Origin of the sequence: Bacteroides sp. CAG:189 (assembly GCF_000432295.1) — a bacterium.
Classification (GTDB): domain Bacteria; phylum Bacteroidota; class Bacteroidia; order Bacteroidales; family Bacteroidaceae; genus Bacteroides; species Bacteroides salyersiae.
In genome coordinates this window covers 66,481-83,376 of record NZ_HF991091.1, presented here as the reverse complement: position 1 = coordinate 83,376, position 16,896 = coordinate 66,481, and the positions used below count along the sequence as shown (strand labels likewise).

The window sequence follows — 16,896 nt, the reverse complement described above, 5'->3', positions numbered from 1 at the left end:
TTGACCCGCTTCAAATGGGGAATGGTAGCCGAGTTGGAAAAACCGACAGTAGAATTGCGGAAGAATATTTTACGAAATAAAATCCATCGTGACGGATTGCAATTTCCACCGGAGGTTATAGACTATATTGCGGAAAATGTCAATGAAAGCGTTCGTGACCTGGAAGGTATCGTAATCGCTATTATGGCACGTTCTACAATCTTCAATAAGGAGATAGATCTCGACTTGGCGCAACATATCGTTCGCGGTGTTGTCCGTAATGAGACCAAAAGTATCAGTATTGACGACATTATCAATACTGTTTGCAAACATTTTGGCCTTGAGACCAACGCCATTCATACCAAATCAAGAAAAAGAGAAGTGGTACAAGCACGTCAAGTAGCGATGTATTTGGCAAAGACATACACAGATTTCTCTACTTCGAAAATTGGGAAATTTATTGGAAACAAAGATCATGCCACCGTACTCCACGCATGCAAAACCGTAAAAGGGCAATGCGAAGTCGATAAGGGATTCCGTGCCGATCTGGAAACTATAGAATCTTCACTGAAAAAGAAAAACAGTTAATAAAAAAGAGAGACTATTAAAGTTCCAGTCTCTCTTTTTTCATATGATAAATCACATAAATCCTTGCTGATGCAACACTTTCAATAAATTATCAGACATGAACTCGTTATCTTTCTTCGTATAACGAACATCTGTGAATACTTGCGCCAATGTTTCCTTCCGGTTTTCTTTCACAAACTGCTCATTTTCCGGCAATGATTCTTTATAAGCATACAGTTTATCAATATCGGCTTTGGAATAATCATGATAATACTCTTCGTGAACAGTTGCCTCTAACGGCAAACGGTCTACCTGGGCAGGAATACCATCCGGGTAACCTACCGTTACCGTAGTGATAGGAAAAACAAGTTCAGGAAGTTGCAAAGCATCAATAACCATTTGAGGATTGTAAGTGGTAGTCCCCAAATAACAAATTCCCAAACCTGCTTCCTCCGCCAATGTACAGAAAGTCTGTGCAACCAACAATGTATCCATTGCCGCATTCATAAACGACATCAAATTATTGTACCCGGGCACTGCGTTACGCTGTTCACACCATTTACTAAAACGACGAAAATCTGCACAAAATGTAAGTACAACAGGAGCCCCCTTAACCATGGGTTGATTAAAATGTGCCGGTGAAAGTTTTTCCTTCATTTCAGCATTACGCGTGATAACGACACTGTACAACTGCATTCCTCCCATAGTAGAAGCACGGGAAGAAGTTTCAAGCAAATCATTTAACAAATCAGATGGAATATCTTTTTGTAAATACTTTCTAATTGTTCTTCTGTTCTTAACGGTATCAATCATATCTTTTTTCCTGCAAAGATAACAAAAAGAATATTCAATTCATTATTTCTATAAATAGATTAATTTTCTTTTTAGAAAACTTCAAGCGGCAGACAAAATCATCATTGTACTGTTTTTCAATAACTTACTATTTTAAAACGGGAAACTTATAATCTATATATAAATTATCTCATTTTTATTTTGATATACCAAAAAACATTCATAGCTTTGCAGGCACGTTTGTTAATGATAAGTAAGCTTCTACACATTTACTTATTAAATAAAGAAATCTAAGACACATACTAACGTGAAAGAACAAATTTATTCTTATGAAGAAGCCTTTGAAGAATCTTTACGATATTTTCAAGGTGATGAACTTGCTGCCAGGGTTTGGGTAAACAAATACGCAGTTAAGGACTCTTTCGGAAATATTTACGAGAAATCTCCGGAAGATATGCATTGGAGAATTGCAAACGAAGTGGCACGTATCGAAGCCAAGTACGCTAACGGCCTTAGTGCGGAAGAATTATTCAAACTGCTCGATCATTTTAAATACATTGTTCCACAAGGTAGCCCGATGACCGGTATCGGTAATGACTATCAGGTAGCTTCATTATCCAACTGTTTTGTAATCGGTGTAGACGGATCGGCCGACTCTTACGGTGCTATTATCAAAATTGACGAGGAGCAGGTACAATTAATGAAAAGACGCGGTGGTGTGGGTCATGATCTTTCACATATCCGCCCTAAGGGATCGCCTGTCAAAAACTCCGCATTGACTTCTACCGGTTTGGTTCCTTTTATGGAACGCTACTCCAACTCTACACGAGAAGTTGCACAAGACGGACGTCGGGGAGCATTAATGTTAAGCGTATCTATCAAACACCCAGACTCTGAGGCATTCATCGACGCCAAGATGACGGAAGGAAAAGTAACCGGAGCCAATGTTTCCGTAAAACTGGACGATGCTTTCATGCAAGCTGCCATAGACAATCAGTCTTATGTACAACAATATCCGATTGAATCCGCTAATCCGACAACAACAAAAGAAATTGACGCTTCCGTTCTGTGGAAAAAGATTGTGCACAATGCATGGAAATCAGCAGAACCGGGTGTACTGTTCTGGGATACGATCATTCGTGAATCCGTCCCTGACTGTTATGCAGATCTCGGCTATAAAACCGTTTCTACCAACCCATGTGGAGAAATTCCTTTATGTCCCTACGACTCATGCCGTCTGTTGGCCATCAATTTATACTCATACGTAGTAAATCCGTTCAAGCCGGATGCTTATTTTGATTTCGATCTCTTCAAAAAACATATAGCATTGGCACAACGTATCATGGACGATATCATCGACCTGGAACTGGAGAAGATAGAACGGATCATGCAAAAGATAAATGAAGATCCGGAAAATGAAGAGGTAAAACGTACCGAACGTGTGTTATGGGAAAAAATATATAAGAAAAGCGGTCAGGGAAGACGTACAGGTGTAGGTATCACCGCCGAAGGTGATATGCTTGCCGCATTGGGACTGCGATACGGAACAGAGGAAGCTACCGAGTTTTCCGAACAAGTCCATAAAACAGTGGCTCTTTGTGCCTACCGTTCCTCTGTAGAGATGGCAAAAGAACGTGGCGCTTTCGAAATATACGATACGGAACGTGAAAAAGAAAATCCATTCATCAATCGCCTGCGCGAAGCAGATCCGGAACTTTACGAAGAGATGAAAAAATACGGCCGCCGCAATATAGCTTGCCTTACCATTGCCCCGACCGGAACAACCAGTTTGATGACACAAACCACCTCAGGTATCGAGCCTGTTTTCTTACCGGTATATAAACGCCGCAGAAAAGTAAATCCGAACGACACAAATGTACATGTGGACTTCGTGGATGAAACAGGAGACGCTTTCGAGGAATACATCGTATTCCACCATAAATTTGTCACTTGGATGGAAGCCAACGGCTACGATCCGTCCAAACGGTACACACAGGAAGAGATCGATGATTTGGTTGCCCAATCACCCTATAATAAAGCAACGTCCAACGATGTTGACTGGCTAATGAAAGTAAAAATGCAAGGACGCATCCAAAAATGGGTGGATCATTCGATCAGTGTTACGATCAACTTGCCTAATGACGTGGATGAAGACCTTGTAAACCGTTTATATGTAGAAGCATGGAAATCCGGATGTAAAGGTTGTACGGTCTATCGTGACGGCTCACGTTCGGGAGTATTGATTTCAACCAAATCGGATAAGAAAGAAGAACTACCTCCATGTAAACCGCCTACGATTGTAGAAACCCGTCCGACGGTACTTGAAGCAGACGTCGTTCGTTTTCAAAACAATAAGGAAAAATGGGTAGCCTTGGTCGGTCTACTCGACGGACATCCTTACGAGATATTTACCGGTTTGCAAGACGACGACGAAGGGATATTCATCCCGAAAAGCGTAGTAAGCGGACGTATCATCAAAAATGTAGATGAAAATGGAAACAAGCGCTACGACTTCCAGTTTGAGAACAAACGCGGATATAAAATGACTATCGAAGGCTTGTCCGAAAAGTTCAATAAAGAATACTGGAATTATGCAAAACTAATTTCAGGAGTACTTCGTTACAGAATGCCTATCGAACAAGTTATCAAACTGGTAAGTTCATTACAGTTAGACAGTGAAAATATCAATACCTGGAAAAATGGTGTAGAACGTGCGTTGAAAAAATATATCCAGGACGGTACGGAAGCTAAAGGTAAGAAATGCCCGAACTGTGGAAACGAAACTCTCGTCTATCAGGAGGGATGCCTTATTTGTACGACGTGTGGGGCATCGCGCTGTGGATAAACTATTCTTTCTTTTGCCTTGATGCAAAAGAAAGAACCAAAGAAAAAATCAAGGCTGCATTTATGTAGCTACTGCACTCCGGCAAAAAGCTAAAAGGGCCCGAACTCGCTTCGCTCAAACAATCGCCCTTTCTACGCTTTTTACCGGAGTTCCGTTTTACGCTACATAAATGAGGCCGGGGAACCATTCGGCGTGGAAATGAAAAATAATGACATAAGCACAGGAATATAATAAGAATAAACTTTTATCATATAAAAACAATCGAAAACGAAAAGGGCAAAGTCCTTTCATTAAATATAACAAAGGAAAAACTTGATATAAAAGAGCATAGATAAGTCATACTAAAGAATCATATAGGAAAAGTATATATGGGAATCATATATAAGAATCATACAAAAAACAAATATGCACAACATACAATCGAAAAAACGAGCAAATGCCTCACTGCTCTACGGTAACCGCAGCGGCCTCATTTTTTCTCCGTCAAGCGAACGCCCGCAGTGTAGCGTAAAAAGGGGCGATTGTCTGAGCGCAGCGAGTTCGAGCCCCTTTAGCGAAACGAAGGAAGAGAGTAGGAGAAAAAATGCAGCCTTGATTTTTTCTTTTGGTATCTTTTCTTTTGTATCAAGACAAAAGAAAAGTACACCTCAACACAAACGTTTGCATAACATTTTAAATTACTTCCAATAATCCCAATACATAATATATAAAAAGAATGTCTTATACTTGCATTATCAATCAATCGTCTATAATCAAAATCTAATATATATGACAGTATCGTTTAATATTGAATACCGTACCAACTGGGGAGAAGAAGTAAGGATTACAGGTTCTGCCCCCGAATTGGGAAATAATCAGCCCGAACATTCCATTCCTCTCCATACCGTAGATGGGATTCATTGGACAGTAGAAACTGAAATACAGATTTCCGAAAGAGGAATAGTAGACTATAGCTATCTCATCTGGCAAGACGGAAAAGCAGTTCGTCGTGAATGGGACAGCTTTCCCCGTCGTCTTTATCTTATAGGAGACAGCAAAAAGAGATACCTCATAAATGACAGTTGGAAAAATCTTCCTGAACAGCAATATTTTTATAGCTCGGCTTTCACCGAATCACTTTTGGCGCACCGAAACAGAATGGAAATACCCAAAAGTTATAAAAAGGGGCTGATGATAAAAGCATATGCTCCACGTGTCAACGAAGATTATTGCCTGGCTATTTGTGGTAATCAAAAGATATTGGGAGACTGGAATCCGGACAAAGCGTTATTGATGAGCGATATCAATTTTCCGGAATGGCAAACAGAACTGGATGCCGGTAAACTGAGTTTCCCTATCGAGTACAAATTCATACTCTACAACAAAAAAGAAAAACATGCCGAAGCATGGGAAAACAATCCCAACCGTTATATGGCAAAGCCGGAACTGAAAGCCAACGAGACACTTGTCATTTCCGACCGTTATGCATACTTTGATATTCCTGCCTGGAAAGGTGCAGGAGTAGCCGTTCCTATTTTCTCACTGAAATCAGAAAAGAGCTTCGGCGTAGGCGACTTTGGCGATCTGAAACGTATGATCGACTGGGCGGTCAGCACCGACCAGAAAGTAGTACAGATACTACCGATCAACGATACTACCATGACGCATACATGGACAGATTCTTATCCATACAACAGTATCTCCATCTATGCATTTCATCCGATGTACGCCGATCTCAAAAGAATGGGTACGTTAAAGGACAAAGAAGCAGCCTCGGCTTTCAACAAAAAACAAAAAGAGCTGAATACACTTCCTACCATCGACTATGAGGCGGTAAATCGGACAAAATGGGAGTATTTCCGCCTTATCTTCCTCCAGGAAGGTGAAAAAGTATTAGCATCCAAAGCTTTCAAAACTTTCTTCGATGCCAATAAGGAATGGCTACAACCCTATGCTGTTTTCAGCTATTTACGTGACGCATTCCAAACGCCCAATTTCCGTGAATGGCCACGCCATGCCACATACAATGCAGATGAAATAGAAAAGATGTGCCAATCGGATTCAGTAGATTATCCATTCATCTCTATCTATTTCTATATCCAATTTAATCTTCATCTTCAACTGCTGGAAGCAACCACTTATGCCCGCGAAAACGGTGTAGTACTTAAAGGGGATATTCCTATCGGAATCAGTCGCAACAGTGTAGAAGCTTGGACAGAGCCTTATTACTTCAACCTCAACGGTCAGGCCGGTGCACCGCCCGATGATTTCTCTGTAAACGGACAAAATTGGGGATTTCCTACTTATAATTGGGAAGTGATGGAACAAGACGGTTATAGCTGGTGGATGAAGCGTTTCAAAAAAATGTCCGAATACTTCGACGCTTACCGTATCGACCATATACTCGGATTCTTCCGCATCTGGGAAATACCCATGAATGCAGTTCATGGATTGTTAGGCCAGTTTGTGCCCTCATTGCCCATGAGCCGCGAAGAGATAGAAAGTTACGGATTGCCCTTCCGTGAAGAGTTTTTAAAACCTTATATCCATGAATATTTCCTGGGGCAATTATTCGGTCCACATACCGATTATGTAAAACAGACCTTTATCGAGCCTACCGAAACATGGGAGGTGTACCGCATGCGTCCCGAATTCGATACCCAACGTAAAATAGAAGCTTTCTTCACCGGAAAAACCGATGATGACAGTATCTGGATTCGTGACGGACTCTATGCACTTATCAGTGACGTATTGTTTGTACCGGACCGACAAGAAGCCCATAAATATCATCCGCGTATCGGTGTACAGCACGACTTCATCTATCGCTCCTTGAACGATTGGGAAAAAGCCGCTTTCAACCGTTTGTACGATCAATATTACTACCATCGTCACAATCAATTCTGGCAACAACAAGCCATGAAAAAATTGCCTCAATTGACACAGTCCACCCGCATGCTGGTATGTGGTGAAGATCTTGGTATGATTCCTGATTGCGTAGCCTGGGTGATGAACGATTTACGTATCCTCAGCTTGGAGATACAACGCATGCCTAAAAATCCGGCTTACGAATTCGGACATCTGAATGAGTATCCGTATCGTTCGGTCTGCACCATTTCCACACATGACATGTCGACGCTCCGCGGATGGTGGGAAGAGGACTATCAGCAGACACAAAGGTATTATAATACAATGCTCGGACATTACGGTTCCGCTCCATCGACAGCCACTCCGGAATTGTGCGAAGAGGTAGTACGCAAACATCTGTATAGCAACTCTATCCTTTGCATCCTCTCGTTGCAAGACTGGTTGTCGATAGACGGTAGATGGCGCAATCCGAATGTACAAGAAGAACGTATCAACGTACCTGCCAACCCGCGCCATTATTGGCGTTACCGCATGCATCTGACATTAGAACAACTGATGAAAGCAGAAAGTCTGAATGAAAAAATAAAAGAGCTCGTGAAACAGACCGGAAGAAAACCGGAAAAATAACAGCCCGTTCAACAACAAGTTCATTCTAAAATCATCAATACGCCTTCTCCCGATAAATCAATCCGGAGGAGGCGTTGTTTTTTAATAGATATCCTGTATCTTTGTGCACTTTAAAAAGCAGATAATGAACGACAACACAAATAAACGGATTGATTTTGTAGACCTAACCAAAGGGATCTGCATCATTCTGGTGGTTATGGCACACATTGACGGAGCATTTGCCAAATTCGATGAAAGTTCAATGATATCCTGCTTTCGCATGCCGCTTTATTTTTTTATATCCGGCATCTTCTTTAAATCCTATGAAGGGTTTGCTGGTTTTCTTATCCGCAAAATAAACAAATTGCTCATTCCTTTCACTTTCTTCTATATAACCGCTTTCCTACTAAAATACGTCGTATGGAAAATCGCTCCGGGAGTATTCCATTTACCGGTTCAGTGGAGTGAAATGCTCGTCATCTTCCACGGTCACGACTTGATTAAATTCAATCCGCCTATCTGGTTTCTAATAGCCCTGTTTAACTGTAACATCCTGTTTTACCTGATCCATTTCTTACGCAACAAACATTTGAATTTGATGTTTGCCTCTACCCTGCTCATAGGGGCTGCGGGATTCTATATGGGAAAATATCGTTTCGAACTGCCATTTTACATGGATGTGGCAATGACTGCCCTCCCATTTTATGCAGCCGGATTCTGGATACGGCGTTATAATTTCTTCTTATTTCCTCACCGTTTCGATAAATGGATCCCATTGTTTATGGCAATGGCCCTTACCATCATGTATTTTACCGCTACCACCCCCGGAATGCGCACCAACAGCTATACAGGAAATATCGCTCAATTCTATATAGCCGCGCTTGCCGGTATCTTTATGATCATGCTTTTCTGCAAACGGATCAAGCACATCTCCGTAATATCCTATCTCGGACGTTATTCGGTCATCACACTCGGCATTCACGGCCCCATACTCCACTTTGGCGGACAATTCGTATCGCGATACATCCACAACGAATGGATACTTGCCTTTACTTTGTTATTCGTGACTCTTGCCATTTGCATTGCATTGACCCCATTTTTTCTAAAAGTCATGCCGCAAGTAGTAGCACAAAAAGATTTGATTAAAATCAGATAAAAGAGACATATCCGAGTTTTATTATATCTTTGCAAAACAGATCATCTTAAAAACACTATCATGAATATAAACAGTTGCCATATACTTCTGAAAAATGTACTTTTCTTTGCCCACCACGGAGTAGCCCCGCAGGAAACGGTTACAGGTAATGAATTTTATATCGATCTAAAGTTAAAAACAGATTTCAGACATGCCGCCGTTACAGACGAGTTAGACGATACAATCAGCTATGCGGACATTTATACAGTACTGAAACAGGAGATGGAAATACCGTCCAAATTGTTAGAACATGTATGCGGACGTATCGCGACCAGATTATTTCAAGAGTTTCCGGGCATTGAAGAGATAGAAATCAAGTTGTCAAAAAGAAATCCCCCAATGGGAGCAGACATTGATTCTGCAGGAGTAGAAATGCACTGTACCAGAAGCTAATTTTGCATTCCATTTCATGATTCCACTATTTATTTCATGCACGAAAAGAGAATATCCGGTAAACATTCTTTTCCTCTCTCTATAAATTCCCGATAAACTACGCATCCGTTTTTCGCTTTACACCAATTTGCTTTTCCGGATTACTTAATAAGAAAAAGTATTTAATTGTGCACATGATAAGAATCATTTAATTTTTATTTTCTATTCCTAAATTTGTAGCAAATGCAAGTCTCAACCCATAAACAATCTCCTGACTACTAATAAAAGTAAAGAAAAAAACATGATAAAAAGCTATATCGTAAAAGAATTGATTAATGAAATGAAAGATAGAATGCCGCAAGATCAAAGTCTGGCAAGTTATCTGATAAATACATTATGCATAGGAAAAGAAGCTGCCTACCGTAGATTACGGGGAGAAGTAGCATTCACTCTTGACGAAATAGCCATAATCTCTTGCAACTTGGGAATATCTATCGACCAGATTATCGGAAACCACTTAGCAAACCGAGTAACTTTTAATATGAATTTATTACATAAATCCGATCTGTTAGAAAGTTATCATGAAATTATAGAGCACTATCACCAACTCCTCTATCTTATAAAAGGAGATGATAATACTGAAATATATACTGCCTCCAATACAATTCCATTTGTACTCTATTCATCATACGAATACCTCACAAAATTCCGCCTGTGCCAATGGATTTACCAAAACGGAGAAATAAAAGCTCCCAATTCCCTATCTGAAGTACAAATTCCGGAAAAGCTTATTATCGCCCATAAAAGATTAAGTGAAAGTGCAAAAAAAAGTGGAAAGACCTATTTTATATGGGACAACAGCATCTTTCATTCTTTCGTAAAAGAAATACAATACTTTGCCGGATTAAAGCTAATATCTGTAAAGGATGTCATCCAGCTAAAAAAAGAATTGCAACAACTGCTCACCGATCTGGAATACCTGTCTGTCAAAGGGGAGTTCAATAATGGTAATAAATTATCCATTTATCTGTCAAACATTAATTTTGAAACGACTTACAGCTACATTTCCAAAAAGAACTTTGAGGTCAGCCTTTTCAGTATCTACTCTCTCAATTCCATGGATTCGCAAAATCCTCATATCTGCCGGATGCAAAAGAAATGGATTCAATCTTTGAAACGACATTCTACACAGATATCAGAAAGTGGAGAAACACAACGTATCGCTTTTCTTGAAAAACAGAAAAACATTATTGCAGCCCTATAATTCGCCCCCTTCACTTCCTTCACCATTTCACTACATCCCCTTATTGATGGGCAATACAAGGTGAAGGCGGTATCCCCGTCTCTTATACATCATGCCTGAGACGGCTGAATCGGCTACACAAGTGCACTAAACATCCTAACTGCTTTCCACAAGAACAGTATCAAGAAAGCTTTCACCTCGTATTACCCATCAATAAGGGGATACAACCAGAAGGTGAAGAAGGTGAAAGGGGGAAATCAAACTGAAAAACAAGTTATTTGGGAATATAAATTCTGTCTACTTCACATCAAAATGTCGTTTACAAAAAAAGATATAGCATCTTTCCGAAGAAGCTTGCTACATCTTTTTTTTAAAAACCGTTACATCTTTTACTGAAACCTGTTACATCCTTTTTTAAAAGATGCTATATCTTTTTTCTCAAATCCGTTATTTCTTTTTCTTACGCTTATTGACAGATGCCACTGCTTCCGTTACCACCGGTTTGTTCTCGAACCGCTTGGTATATCCGGAATAATCGGGATGAGTCCGTTCATAGTCGGGATCCATAAACAATGGACTGGATATGATATGATCGGCCGTAGAACGGTTACAGCAAAACACGATATTCTCCACGCCGGCCAAGCGGGTCAAGGCTTTAACATCTGTATCGTGAGGTTGCAGTGTCATTGGATCGGTAAAGAAAAACAAATAGTCAATTTCCCCATCCACAATACGTGATCCCATCTGTTGGTCACCCCCCAACGGACCGGATTTCAAAATAGTAAAATCCCACTCTACATCGGGATGCTTTTCTTTAAGAGCTTCCAAAATCAGTGTTCCGGTCGTCCCCGTACAGTAGAACTTATGCCCCATTAACAATTCGGAATTCCAAAGTACCCATTCAATAAGATCTCTCTTCATAGCATCATGTGCCACCAAACCGATCTTTCTAACCAACCTTTTTTCCATTTATGCTATCCTTTAAAGTTAGACAATTGCGAAAAACGCTTGCGCCCTTTCGCATAACACTGCCACAAGATACAGTTTTTTATCTGTTCGGGAATCGGATTCACATAAGTTTTTCGTAAATTTTCCTCCCGGGCCTTACTAAAATAAGAACGAAGCCGCTTATACTCTTTTCGTGCATGAAGCACCGCCTTGGCATTCCCAAACTGTCCCTTAAGCAAAAATTGAAAGGCAGCGATGTAATCAAGAATCGTACGAACACGCATTACCCCACTTAATTCTTCAGAAGGAAGATTTTTGTAAAGCATGACAAGGTTATTACGAAAATTGAGAAAAGTCTTACGCGGACTCTCTTTTTTCAGTGTTGCCGCACCTACATGATAAACTACGCTTTGCGGAATACAGACAATGCCTCTCCCCCGCGAACGAAGCCGCCAACAAAGGTCGATCTCTTCCATATGCGCAAAAAAACGTGCATCGAGCCCACCTACATCCGTATAATCCGTCAGACGAATAAACAAAGCAGCCCCCGTAGCCCAAAAGACCGGAACAACGGTATCATATTGTCCTTCATCTCTTTCCGTCGTCCCCATCATGCGCCCCCGGCAAAAAGGATAACCATAACGATCAATGTAGCCACCTGCCGCACCAGCGTATTCAAACATCTGCTTTTGATGCCAACTGCGAATTTTCGGCTGGCAAGCCGCCACTTCGGGATGAGTATCCATATAGGCAACAAGTGGTTCGAGCCAATGTTCCGTTACCTCCACATCCGAATTCAGCAAAACGACATATTCCGCATCTACCTTATTTAAAGCAAGATTATACCCCTCTGCAAAACCGTGATTTTGTTCCAACAGAATCAAACGGACAGCAGGAAATTCCTCCCGCAACATGGTAACAGAAGTATCCGTAGAACCATTATCTGCCACGCATATCTCTATATCGTCTCCATCCGAATAATGAATTACCGACGGAAGAAATGAACGGAGTATCTCACAGCCATTCCAATTCAATATAACAATCGATATCTTTTTCATTTATGATAGAATAGTGCCTTTCAATGCCGTTCCCTCCTCATTAAGTTCACCTAACAAAACATTAACCACTTTATTATCAAGAGAAGGATCATTTTCAACTTCTACCCGTATATAATTAGTAGTAAAACCATGCATCGGCAAACCAGCCTTAGTCTTTTCCATCAAAACAGGCATCACCTGCCCCGTATGACGGACATAAAAAGAGCGCGTTTTCTCATCAGAAAGAGTCAGCAACCTCTGGCTACGTTTATGTTTCTCGTCGGGAGTTACCACATGCTCTATTTTCAGCGCTTGTGTACCCGGACGTTCCGAATAACTGAATACATGAAGCTGTGTCACATCCAGCCCGGCAATAAATTCATAGGCATTTTCAAAGAACTCTCCGGTTTCACCGCGTGTACCCACAATCACATCCACACCGATAAAGGCATCTGGCATTATCTCTTTTATTTTTTTTACTTTAGAAGCAAACAAAGCCGTATCGTAGCGACGGCGCATCAGTTTAAGCACCTCATCACTGCCCGATTGCAAAGGAATATGAAAATGAGGCATAAAACGACGGGAACGGGACACAAATTCTATAATCTCATCTGCCAACAAGTTCGGTTCGATGGAAGAAATACGATAGCGCTCAATGCCTTCCACTTCATCAAGGGCTTTCACCAAATCAAAAAAAGTTTCTCCGGTCGTCTTACCGAAATCACCGATATTCACACCGGTAAGCACAATCTCCTTACCGCCTTCGGCAGCAGCCTGACAAGCTTGCTCCACCATCGAAGCAATCGTTCCGTTTCTGCTACGCCCACGAGCAAAAGGAATGGTACAATAAGAACAAAAATAATCGCAGCCATCCTGTACCTTCAGAAAAAAGCGGGTACGATCTCCCCGCGAACAAGACGGTGCAAACGAACGGATATCTTTGGTTGCCGTAGTATAAGCTTCTCCTTCTCCATGCTTCTGCAAATCACCTAAATATTGAAGCAAATCTTTTTTCTGTTCAGCACCCAATACCACATCTACACCCTCAATCTTCGCCACGTCACCCGGCTTAAGCTGTGCATAACATCCTGTGACCACAACAAAAGCGCCCGGATGCTGTTTCACCAGTCTGTGAATAGCTTGACGACACTTCTTATCCGCCATTTCGGTCACCGAACATGTATTCACAACACAAATATCCGCACGTTCTCCCTTACGAGCCGTACGTACACCTGCTTCCCGCAAAATCTTACCAATAGTCGAGGTCTCAGAAAAATTCAACTTACAGCCTAACGTATAGTAAACAGCTGTCTTATTTTGAAATACAGTGGTATCTATCATATTTTAATAAACGCATATTTGTGGCAAAGTTACATATTATATAAGAAAAGTGATGCATTCTATGTGAATTAAGGATTAAAAACAGAGAATTAAACGTTTACTTAAATTAAAAAATTTAACCTCCGCACAGAGGTTAAATCTTATTTTTTGGTTCTTAATTAAATTATTATTCCTATTTTTGCACAGTTTACTAAAAAACGTGCAATGATAAAAGAGAATTTCATCAAATTATACGAGAACAGTTTTCACGAAAATTGGGATTTACCTTGTTATACCGATTATGGTGACAACATCAGTTATACCTATGGGCAAGTTGCCGAAGAGATAGCCCGCCTTCACCTGCTGTTCAAACATTGTAGCCTGCGACGTGGTGACAAAATTGCGGTTATCGGAAAAAACAATGCCCGTTGGTGCATTGCTTACATGGCCACAATTACTTATGGGGCCATTATTGTTCCCATCCTTCAGGATTTCAATCCGAGCGACGTACACCACATTGTCAATCATTCCGAATCCGTATTCCTTTTCACCAGTGACAGCATCTGGGAAAATCTGGAAGAAGAAAAACTCACAGGACTTCGTGGAGTATTTTCTTTATCAGACTTCCGCTGTCTATATCAGCGGGATGGAGAAACCATACAGAAATTCATCAAACATCTGGATGAAGAGATGCATCACACCTATCCCAAAGGATTCCACCGCGAAAACGTACAATATACCACGCTTTCCAATGACAAGGTAATGCTATTGAACTATACTTCCGGCACTACCGGTTTCAGTAAGGGAGTAATGTTAACCGGAAACAATCTGGCAGGCAACGTTACTTTCGGTATCCGTACCGAGCTACTGAAAAAAGGAGATAAAGTACTTTCTTTCCTCCCACTGGCACATGCCTATGGCTGTGCTTTCGACTTCTTGACAGCTACAGCTGTAGGCACCCATGTCACACTGCTCGGCAAAACCCCCTCTCCGAAAATCATCATGAAAGCTTTCGAAGAAGTGAAACCCAATTTGATTATCACTGTTCCGCTCGTTATTGAGAAAATATATAAAAACACCATTCAACCTCTCATTAATAAGAAAGGAATGAAATGGGCACTCAGCATTCCACTACTCGACGGACAGATTTATGCACAGATCCGTAAAAAACTGATCGATGCTCTGGGAGGACGTTTCAAAGAAATAATCATTGGCGGAGCGGCTATGAATCCGGAAGTGGAGGAATTTTTCCATAAAATAAAATTTCCGTTTACCATCGGATACGGAATGACAGAATGTGGTCCGCTCATCAGCTACGCACCATGGAACGAATTTATCCCAACCTCTTCCGGTAAGATACTCGACATTATGGAAGCACGCATCTATAAAGAAAATCCGGAAGCGGAAACCGGAGAAATTCAAGTACGCGGCGAAAATGTAATGACCGGCTATTACAAAAACCCGGAAGCAACCCAAGAGGTATTCACCGAAGATGGCTGGTTGCGCACCGGTGACTTGGGAACAATGGATGCCAATGGCAATATCTTTATACGCGGACGTTTGAAAACAATGATTCTGAGTTCAAGCGGGCAAAATATATTCCCGGAAGAAATTGAAGCCAAACTGAATAACTTACCTTTCATTCTTGAAAGCCTTATTATCGAACGAAACAAAAAGTTAGTGGCTTTGGTATATGCAGATTATGAATCATTAGATTCGTTAGGACTCAACCAACCGGAGAATTTAAAAACGATCATGGATGAAAACCTGAAGAATCTAAATGCAAGCGTAGCCAACTATGAGAAGATAAGCCAGATCCAACTCTATCCCACGGAATTTGAAAAAACTCCTAAAAGAAGTATTAAACGCTACTTATACAATAGCATAGCAGTAAACTAACCATGTTGTAAAACATATTGTGAGACAAATAGAAAGCGATCTTCGAAAAAAAATATAAAAAAAGTTGGTATATCGAGAACAACGTATTCCAAAAGTCTATATCTTTGCAGCGTTTTAATAAGCAATTGATTGTATTATAGATTAAAAAGCAAAGAAAATGAAAAAATTAGTTTTAATGTTCGCAGCTATCGCAGCAGTATCGTTGGCATCTTGTGGTAATAAAGCAGCTGATGCAGCAAAAGCAGAAGCAGACTCTATCCGTATCGCTGATTCACTTGAAGCAGTAGAAGCAGCTGCAGCTGAAGCAGCCGCAGCAATTGATACAGTAGAAGTAGTTGATAGCGTAGCAGTAACAGAAACTGTAGCTGAATAATTTCTACAGTTTAGAGAGAATTGAAAGTCTGACGTGAAAAATCACGGACAGACTTTTTTTATGTCCCCTTTCCCAATAAAATATCAAGGAAGCACAACGAATAAGTGATAAAAAAACTTGTAAAAGGACACAATAAAAGATTATATAAAAAGAAAAGCCTGTTTTTGAGAGAACAGGCTTTTCTTTTTATATAATAAGTATCTTAATTATTCAGCAACTACCTCAAAAGGAATTTCTACAGCAACTTCCTTATGCAGTTTAACGACAGCTTTGTAAGAACCAACTTCTTTCACAGCATCTTTCACTACGATAATCTTTCTGTCTACTTCATGACCCAATTTAGCCAATGCCTCAGCAATTTGGATATTACTTACAGAACCAAAGATTGTACCCGTAGAGCTAACCTTAGTAGCAATAGTCAAAGATACACCTTCCAACTTAGCAGCCATAGCTTCAGCATCTTTCTTGATCTTTTCAAGTTTGTGAGCACGCTGTTTCAGTTCTTCAGCCAACATTTTTTTTGCAGAAGGAGAAGCAATAATGGCTTTTCCAGTCGGGATCAAATAATTACGACCATAACCAGACTTAACAGTTACGATGTCATTCTTATAACCCAAATTTACTACGTCTTCTTTCAATATAATTTCCATACTTTTCCTCCTTCTTATTTCATCATGTCAGTTACATAAGGCAACAATGCCAAGTGACGTGCTCTCTTCACAGCCTGCGCAATACGACGTTGGAACTTCAAAGAAGTACCAGTAATACGGCGAGGAAGGATTTTTCCCTGTTCATTCAAGAATTTCTTCAAGAATTCAGGATCTTTGTAGTCGATATAACGGATACCACTTTTTTTGAAACGGCAGTATTTTTTCT

The 16,896-nt window shown here is 40.6% G+C and carries 14 protein-coding genes; 8 read left to right on the top strand and 6 right to left on the bottom strand.

The genetic code is table 11. The features are described 5' to 3' along the window. On the top strand, window positions 1-567 hold a 567-nt coding region (locus QVP90_RS12970; protein WP_288204474.1), incomplete at its 5' end, for a helix-turn-helix domain-containing protein. 51 nt (window positions 568-618) lie between these two features. On the opposite strand, the gene QVP90_RS12965 is transcribed toward QVP90_RS12970, so the two are convergent. After that, complete coding sequence (locus QVP90_RS12965; protein WP_005933522.1) at window positions 619-1,359, bottom strand: NADPH-dependent oxidoreductase; 741 nt, start codon at window positions 1,357-1,359, stop codon at window positions 619-621. 286 nt (window positions 1,360-1,645) lie between these two features. Between QVP90_RS12965 and QVP90_RS12960 the strand changes: the two genes are divergently transcribed. The 5 genes from QVP90_RS12960 (at window position 1,646) to QVP90_RS12940 (ending at window position 10,464) form a co-directional block, all read left to right on the top strand. Then, the gene (locus QVP90_RS12960) at window positions 1,646-4,183 is read left to right on the top strand and encodes an adenosylcobalamin-dependent ribonucleoside-diphosphate reductase (protein ID WP_005933524.1); all 2,538 of its coding nucleotides are present in this window, start codon (window positions 1,646-1,648) and stop codon (window positions 4,181-4,183) included. 768 nt (window positions 4,184-4,951) lie between these two features. Further along, window positions 4,952-7,654, top strand: coding sequence for a 4-alpha-glucanotransferase (locus tag QVP90_RS12955; protein ID WP_264380731.1), 2,703 nt, complete (start codon window positions 4,952-4,954; stop codon window positions 7,652-7,654). Between the two features lie 124 nt (window positions 7,655-7,778). Further along, on the top strand, window positions 7,779-8,789 hold the full coding sequence (locus QVP90_RS12950) for an acyltransferase family protein (RefSeq protein ID WP_021936658.1): 1,011 nt from the start codon (window positions 7,779-7,781) through the stop codon (window positions 8,787-8,789). Between the two features lie 60 nt (window positions 8,790-8,849). Beyond that, window positions 8,850-9,221, top strand: a complete 372-nt coding sequence (gene folB / locus QVP90_RS12945) for a dihydroneopterin aldolase (protein WP_021936657.1) — start codon at window positions 8,850-8,852, stop codon at window positions 9,219-9,221. Window positions 9,222-9,504: 283 nt separating this feature from the next. Continuing rightward, complete coding sequence (locus tag QVP90_RS12940; RefSeq protein ID WP_264381130.1) at window positions 9,505-10,464, top strand: hypothetical protein; 960 nt, start codon at window positions 9,505-9,507, stop codon at window positions 10,462-10,464. 426 nt (window positions 10,465-10,890) lie between these two features. On the opposite strand, the gene QVP90_RS12935 is transcribed toward QVP90_RS12940, so the two are convergent. The 3 genes from QVP90_RS12935 to mtaB are packed head-to-tail and all read right to left on the bottom strand — an operon-like array spanning window position 10,891 to window position 13,769. After that, entirely contained in the window at window positions 10,891-11,412 is a 522-nt protein-coding gene (locus tag QVP90_RS12935) for a methylglyoxal synthase (RefSeq protein ID WP_005933538.1), read from the bottom strand. 5 nt (window positions 11,413-11,417) lie between these two features. Next, the gene (locus QVP90_RS12930; protein ID WP_021936655.1) at window positions 11,418-12,449 is read right to left on the bottom strand and encodes a glycosyltransferase family 2 protein; all 1,032 of its coding nucleotides are present in this window, start codon (window positions 12,447-12,449) and stop codon (window positions 11,418-11,420) included. After that, window positions 12,450-13,769: a tRNA (N(6)-L-threonylcarbamoyladenosine(37)-C(2))-methylthiotransferase MtaB gene (gene mtaB / locus QVP90_RS12925; protein ID WP_021936654.1), complete on the bottom strand. Its 1,320-nt coding sequence runs from the start codon at window positions 13,767-13,769 to the stop codon at window positions 12,450-12,452. It lies immediately after the preceding gene. Between the two features lie 204 nt (window positions 13,770-13,973). Here mtaB and QVP90_RS12920 point away from each other — a divergent pair, with 204 nt between their 5' ends. Both QVP90_RS12920 and QVP90_RS12915 read left to right on the top strand, forming a co-directional pair. Beyond that, window positions 13,974-15,647: a long-chain fatty acid--CoA ligase gene (locus tag QVP90_RS12920; protein WP_005933546.1), complete on the top strand. Its 1,674-nt coding sequence runs from the start codon at window positions 13,974-13,976 to the stop codon at window positions 15,645-15,647. Between the two features lie 157 nt (window positions 15,648-15,804). Next, entirely contained in the window at window positions 15,805-16,020 is a 216-nt protein-coding gene (locus QVP90_RS12915; RefSeq protein WP_005933549.1) for a hypothetical protein, read from the top strand. Between the two features lie 206 nt (window positions 16,021-16,226). On the opposite strand, the gene rplI is transcribed toward QVP90_RS12915, so the two are convergent. Together rplI and rpsR are read right to left on the bottom strand one after the other, a co-directional pair. Further along, window positions 16,227-16,670 carry a 50S ribosomal protein L9 gene (gene rplI, locus QVP90_RS12910; protein ID WP_005933552.1) on the bottom strand — a complete coding sequence of 148 codons (444 nt, stop codon included), beginning with the start codon at window positions 16,668-16,670 and terminating at the stop codon, window positions 16,227-16,229. A gap of 14 nt (window positions 16,671-16,684) precedes the next feature. Continuing rightward, a partial coding sequence (gene rpsR, locus QVP90_RS12905) for a 30S ribosomal protein S18 (RefSeq protein ID WP_288204471.1) occupies window positions 16,685-16,896 on the bottom strand: 212 nt, incomplete at its 5' end.

Excerpts from the sequence above, each read along its gene's own strand:
- QVP90_RS12965 (WP_005933522.1), bottom strand. The coding sequence starts at position 1,359 with ATGATTGATACCGTTAAGAACAGAAGAACAATTAGAAAGTATTTACAA.
- QVP90_RS12955 (WP_264380731.1), top strand. The coding sequence starts at position 4,952 with ATGACAGTATCGTTTAATATTGAATACCGTACCAACTGGGGAGAAGAA.
- QVP90_RS12950 (WP_021936658.1), top strand. The coding sequence starts at position 7,779 with ATGAACGACAACACAAATAAACGGATTGATTTTGTAGACCTAACCAAA.
- folB (WP_021936657.1), top strand. The coding sequence starts at position 8,850 with ATGAATATAAACAGTTGCCATATACTTCTGAAAAATGTACTTTTCTTT.
- QVP90_RS12935 (WP_005933538.1), bottom strand. The coding sequence starts at position 11,412 with ATGGAAAAAAGGTTGGTTAGAAAGATCGGTTTGGTGGCACATGATGCT.
- QVP90_RS12930 (WP_021936655.1), bottom strand. The coding sequence starts at position 12,449 with ATGAAAAAGATATCGATTGTTATATTGAATTGGAATGGCTGTGAGATA.
- mtaB (WP_021936654.1), bottom strand. The coding sequence starts at position 13,769 with ATGATAGATACCACTGTATTTCAAAATAAGACAGCTGTTTACTATACG.
- QVP90_RS12920 (WP_005933546.1), top strand. The coding sequence starts at position 13,974 with ATGATAAAAGAGAATTTCATCAAATTATACGAGAACAGTTTTCACGAA.
- QVP90_RS12915 (WP_005933549.1), top strand. The coding sequence starts at position 15,805 with ATGAAAAAATTAGTTTTAATGTTCGCAGCTATCGCAGCAGTATCGTTG.
- rplI (WP_005933552.1), bottom strand. The coding sequence starts at position 16,670 with ATGGAAATTATATTGAAAGAAGACGTAGTAAATTTGGGTTATAAGAAT.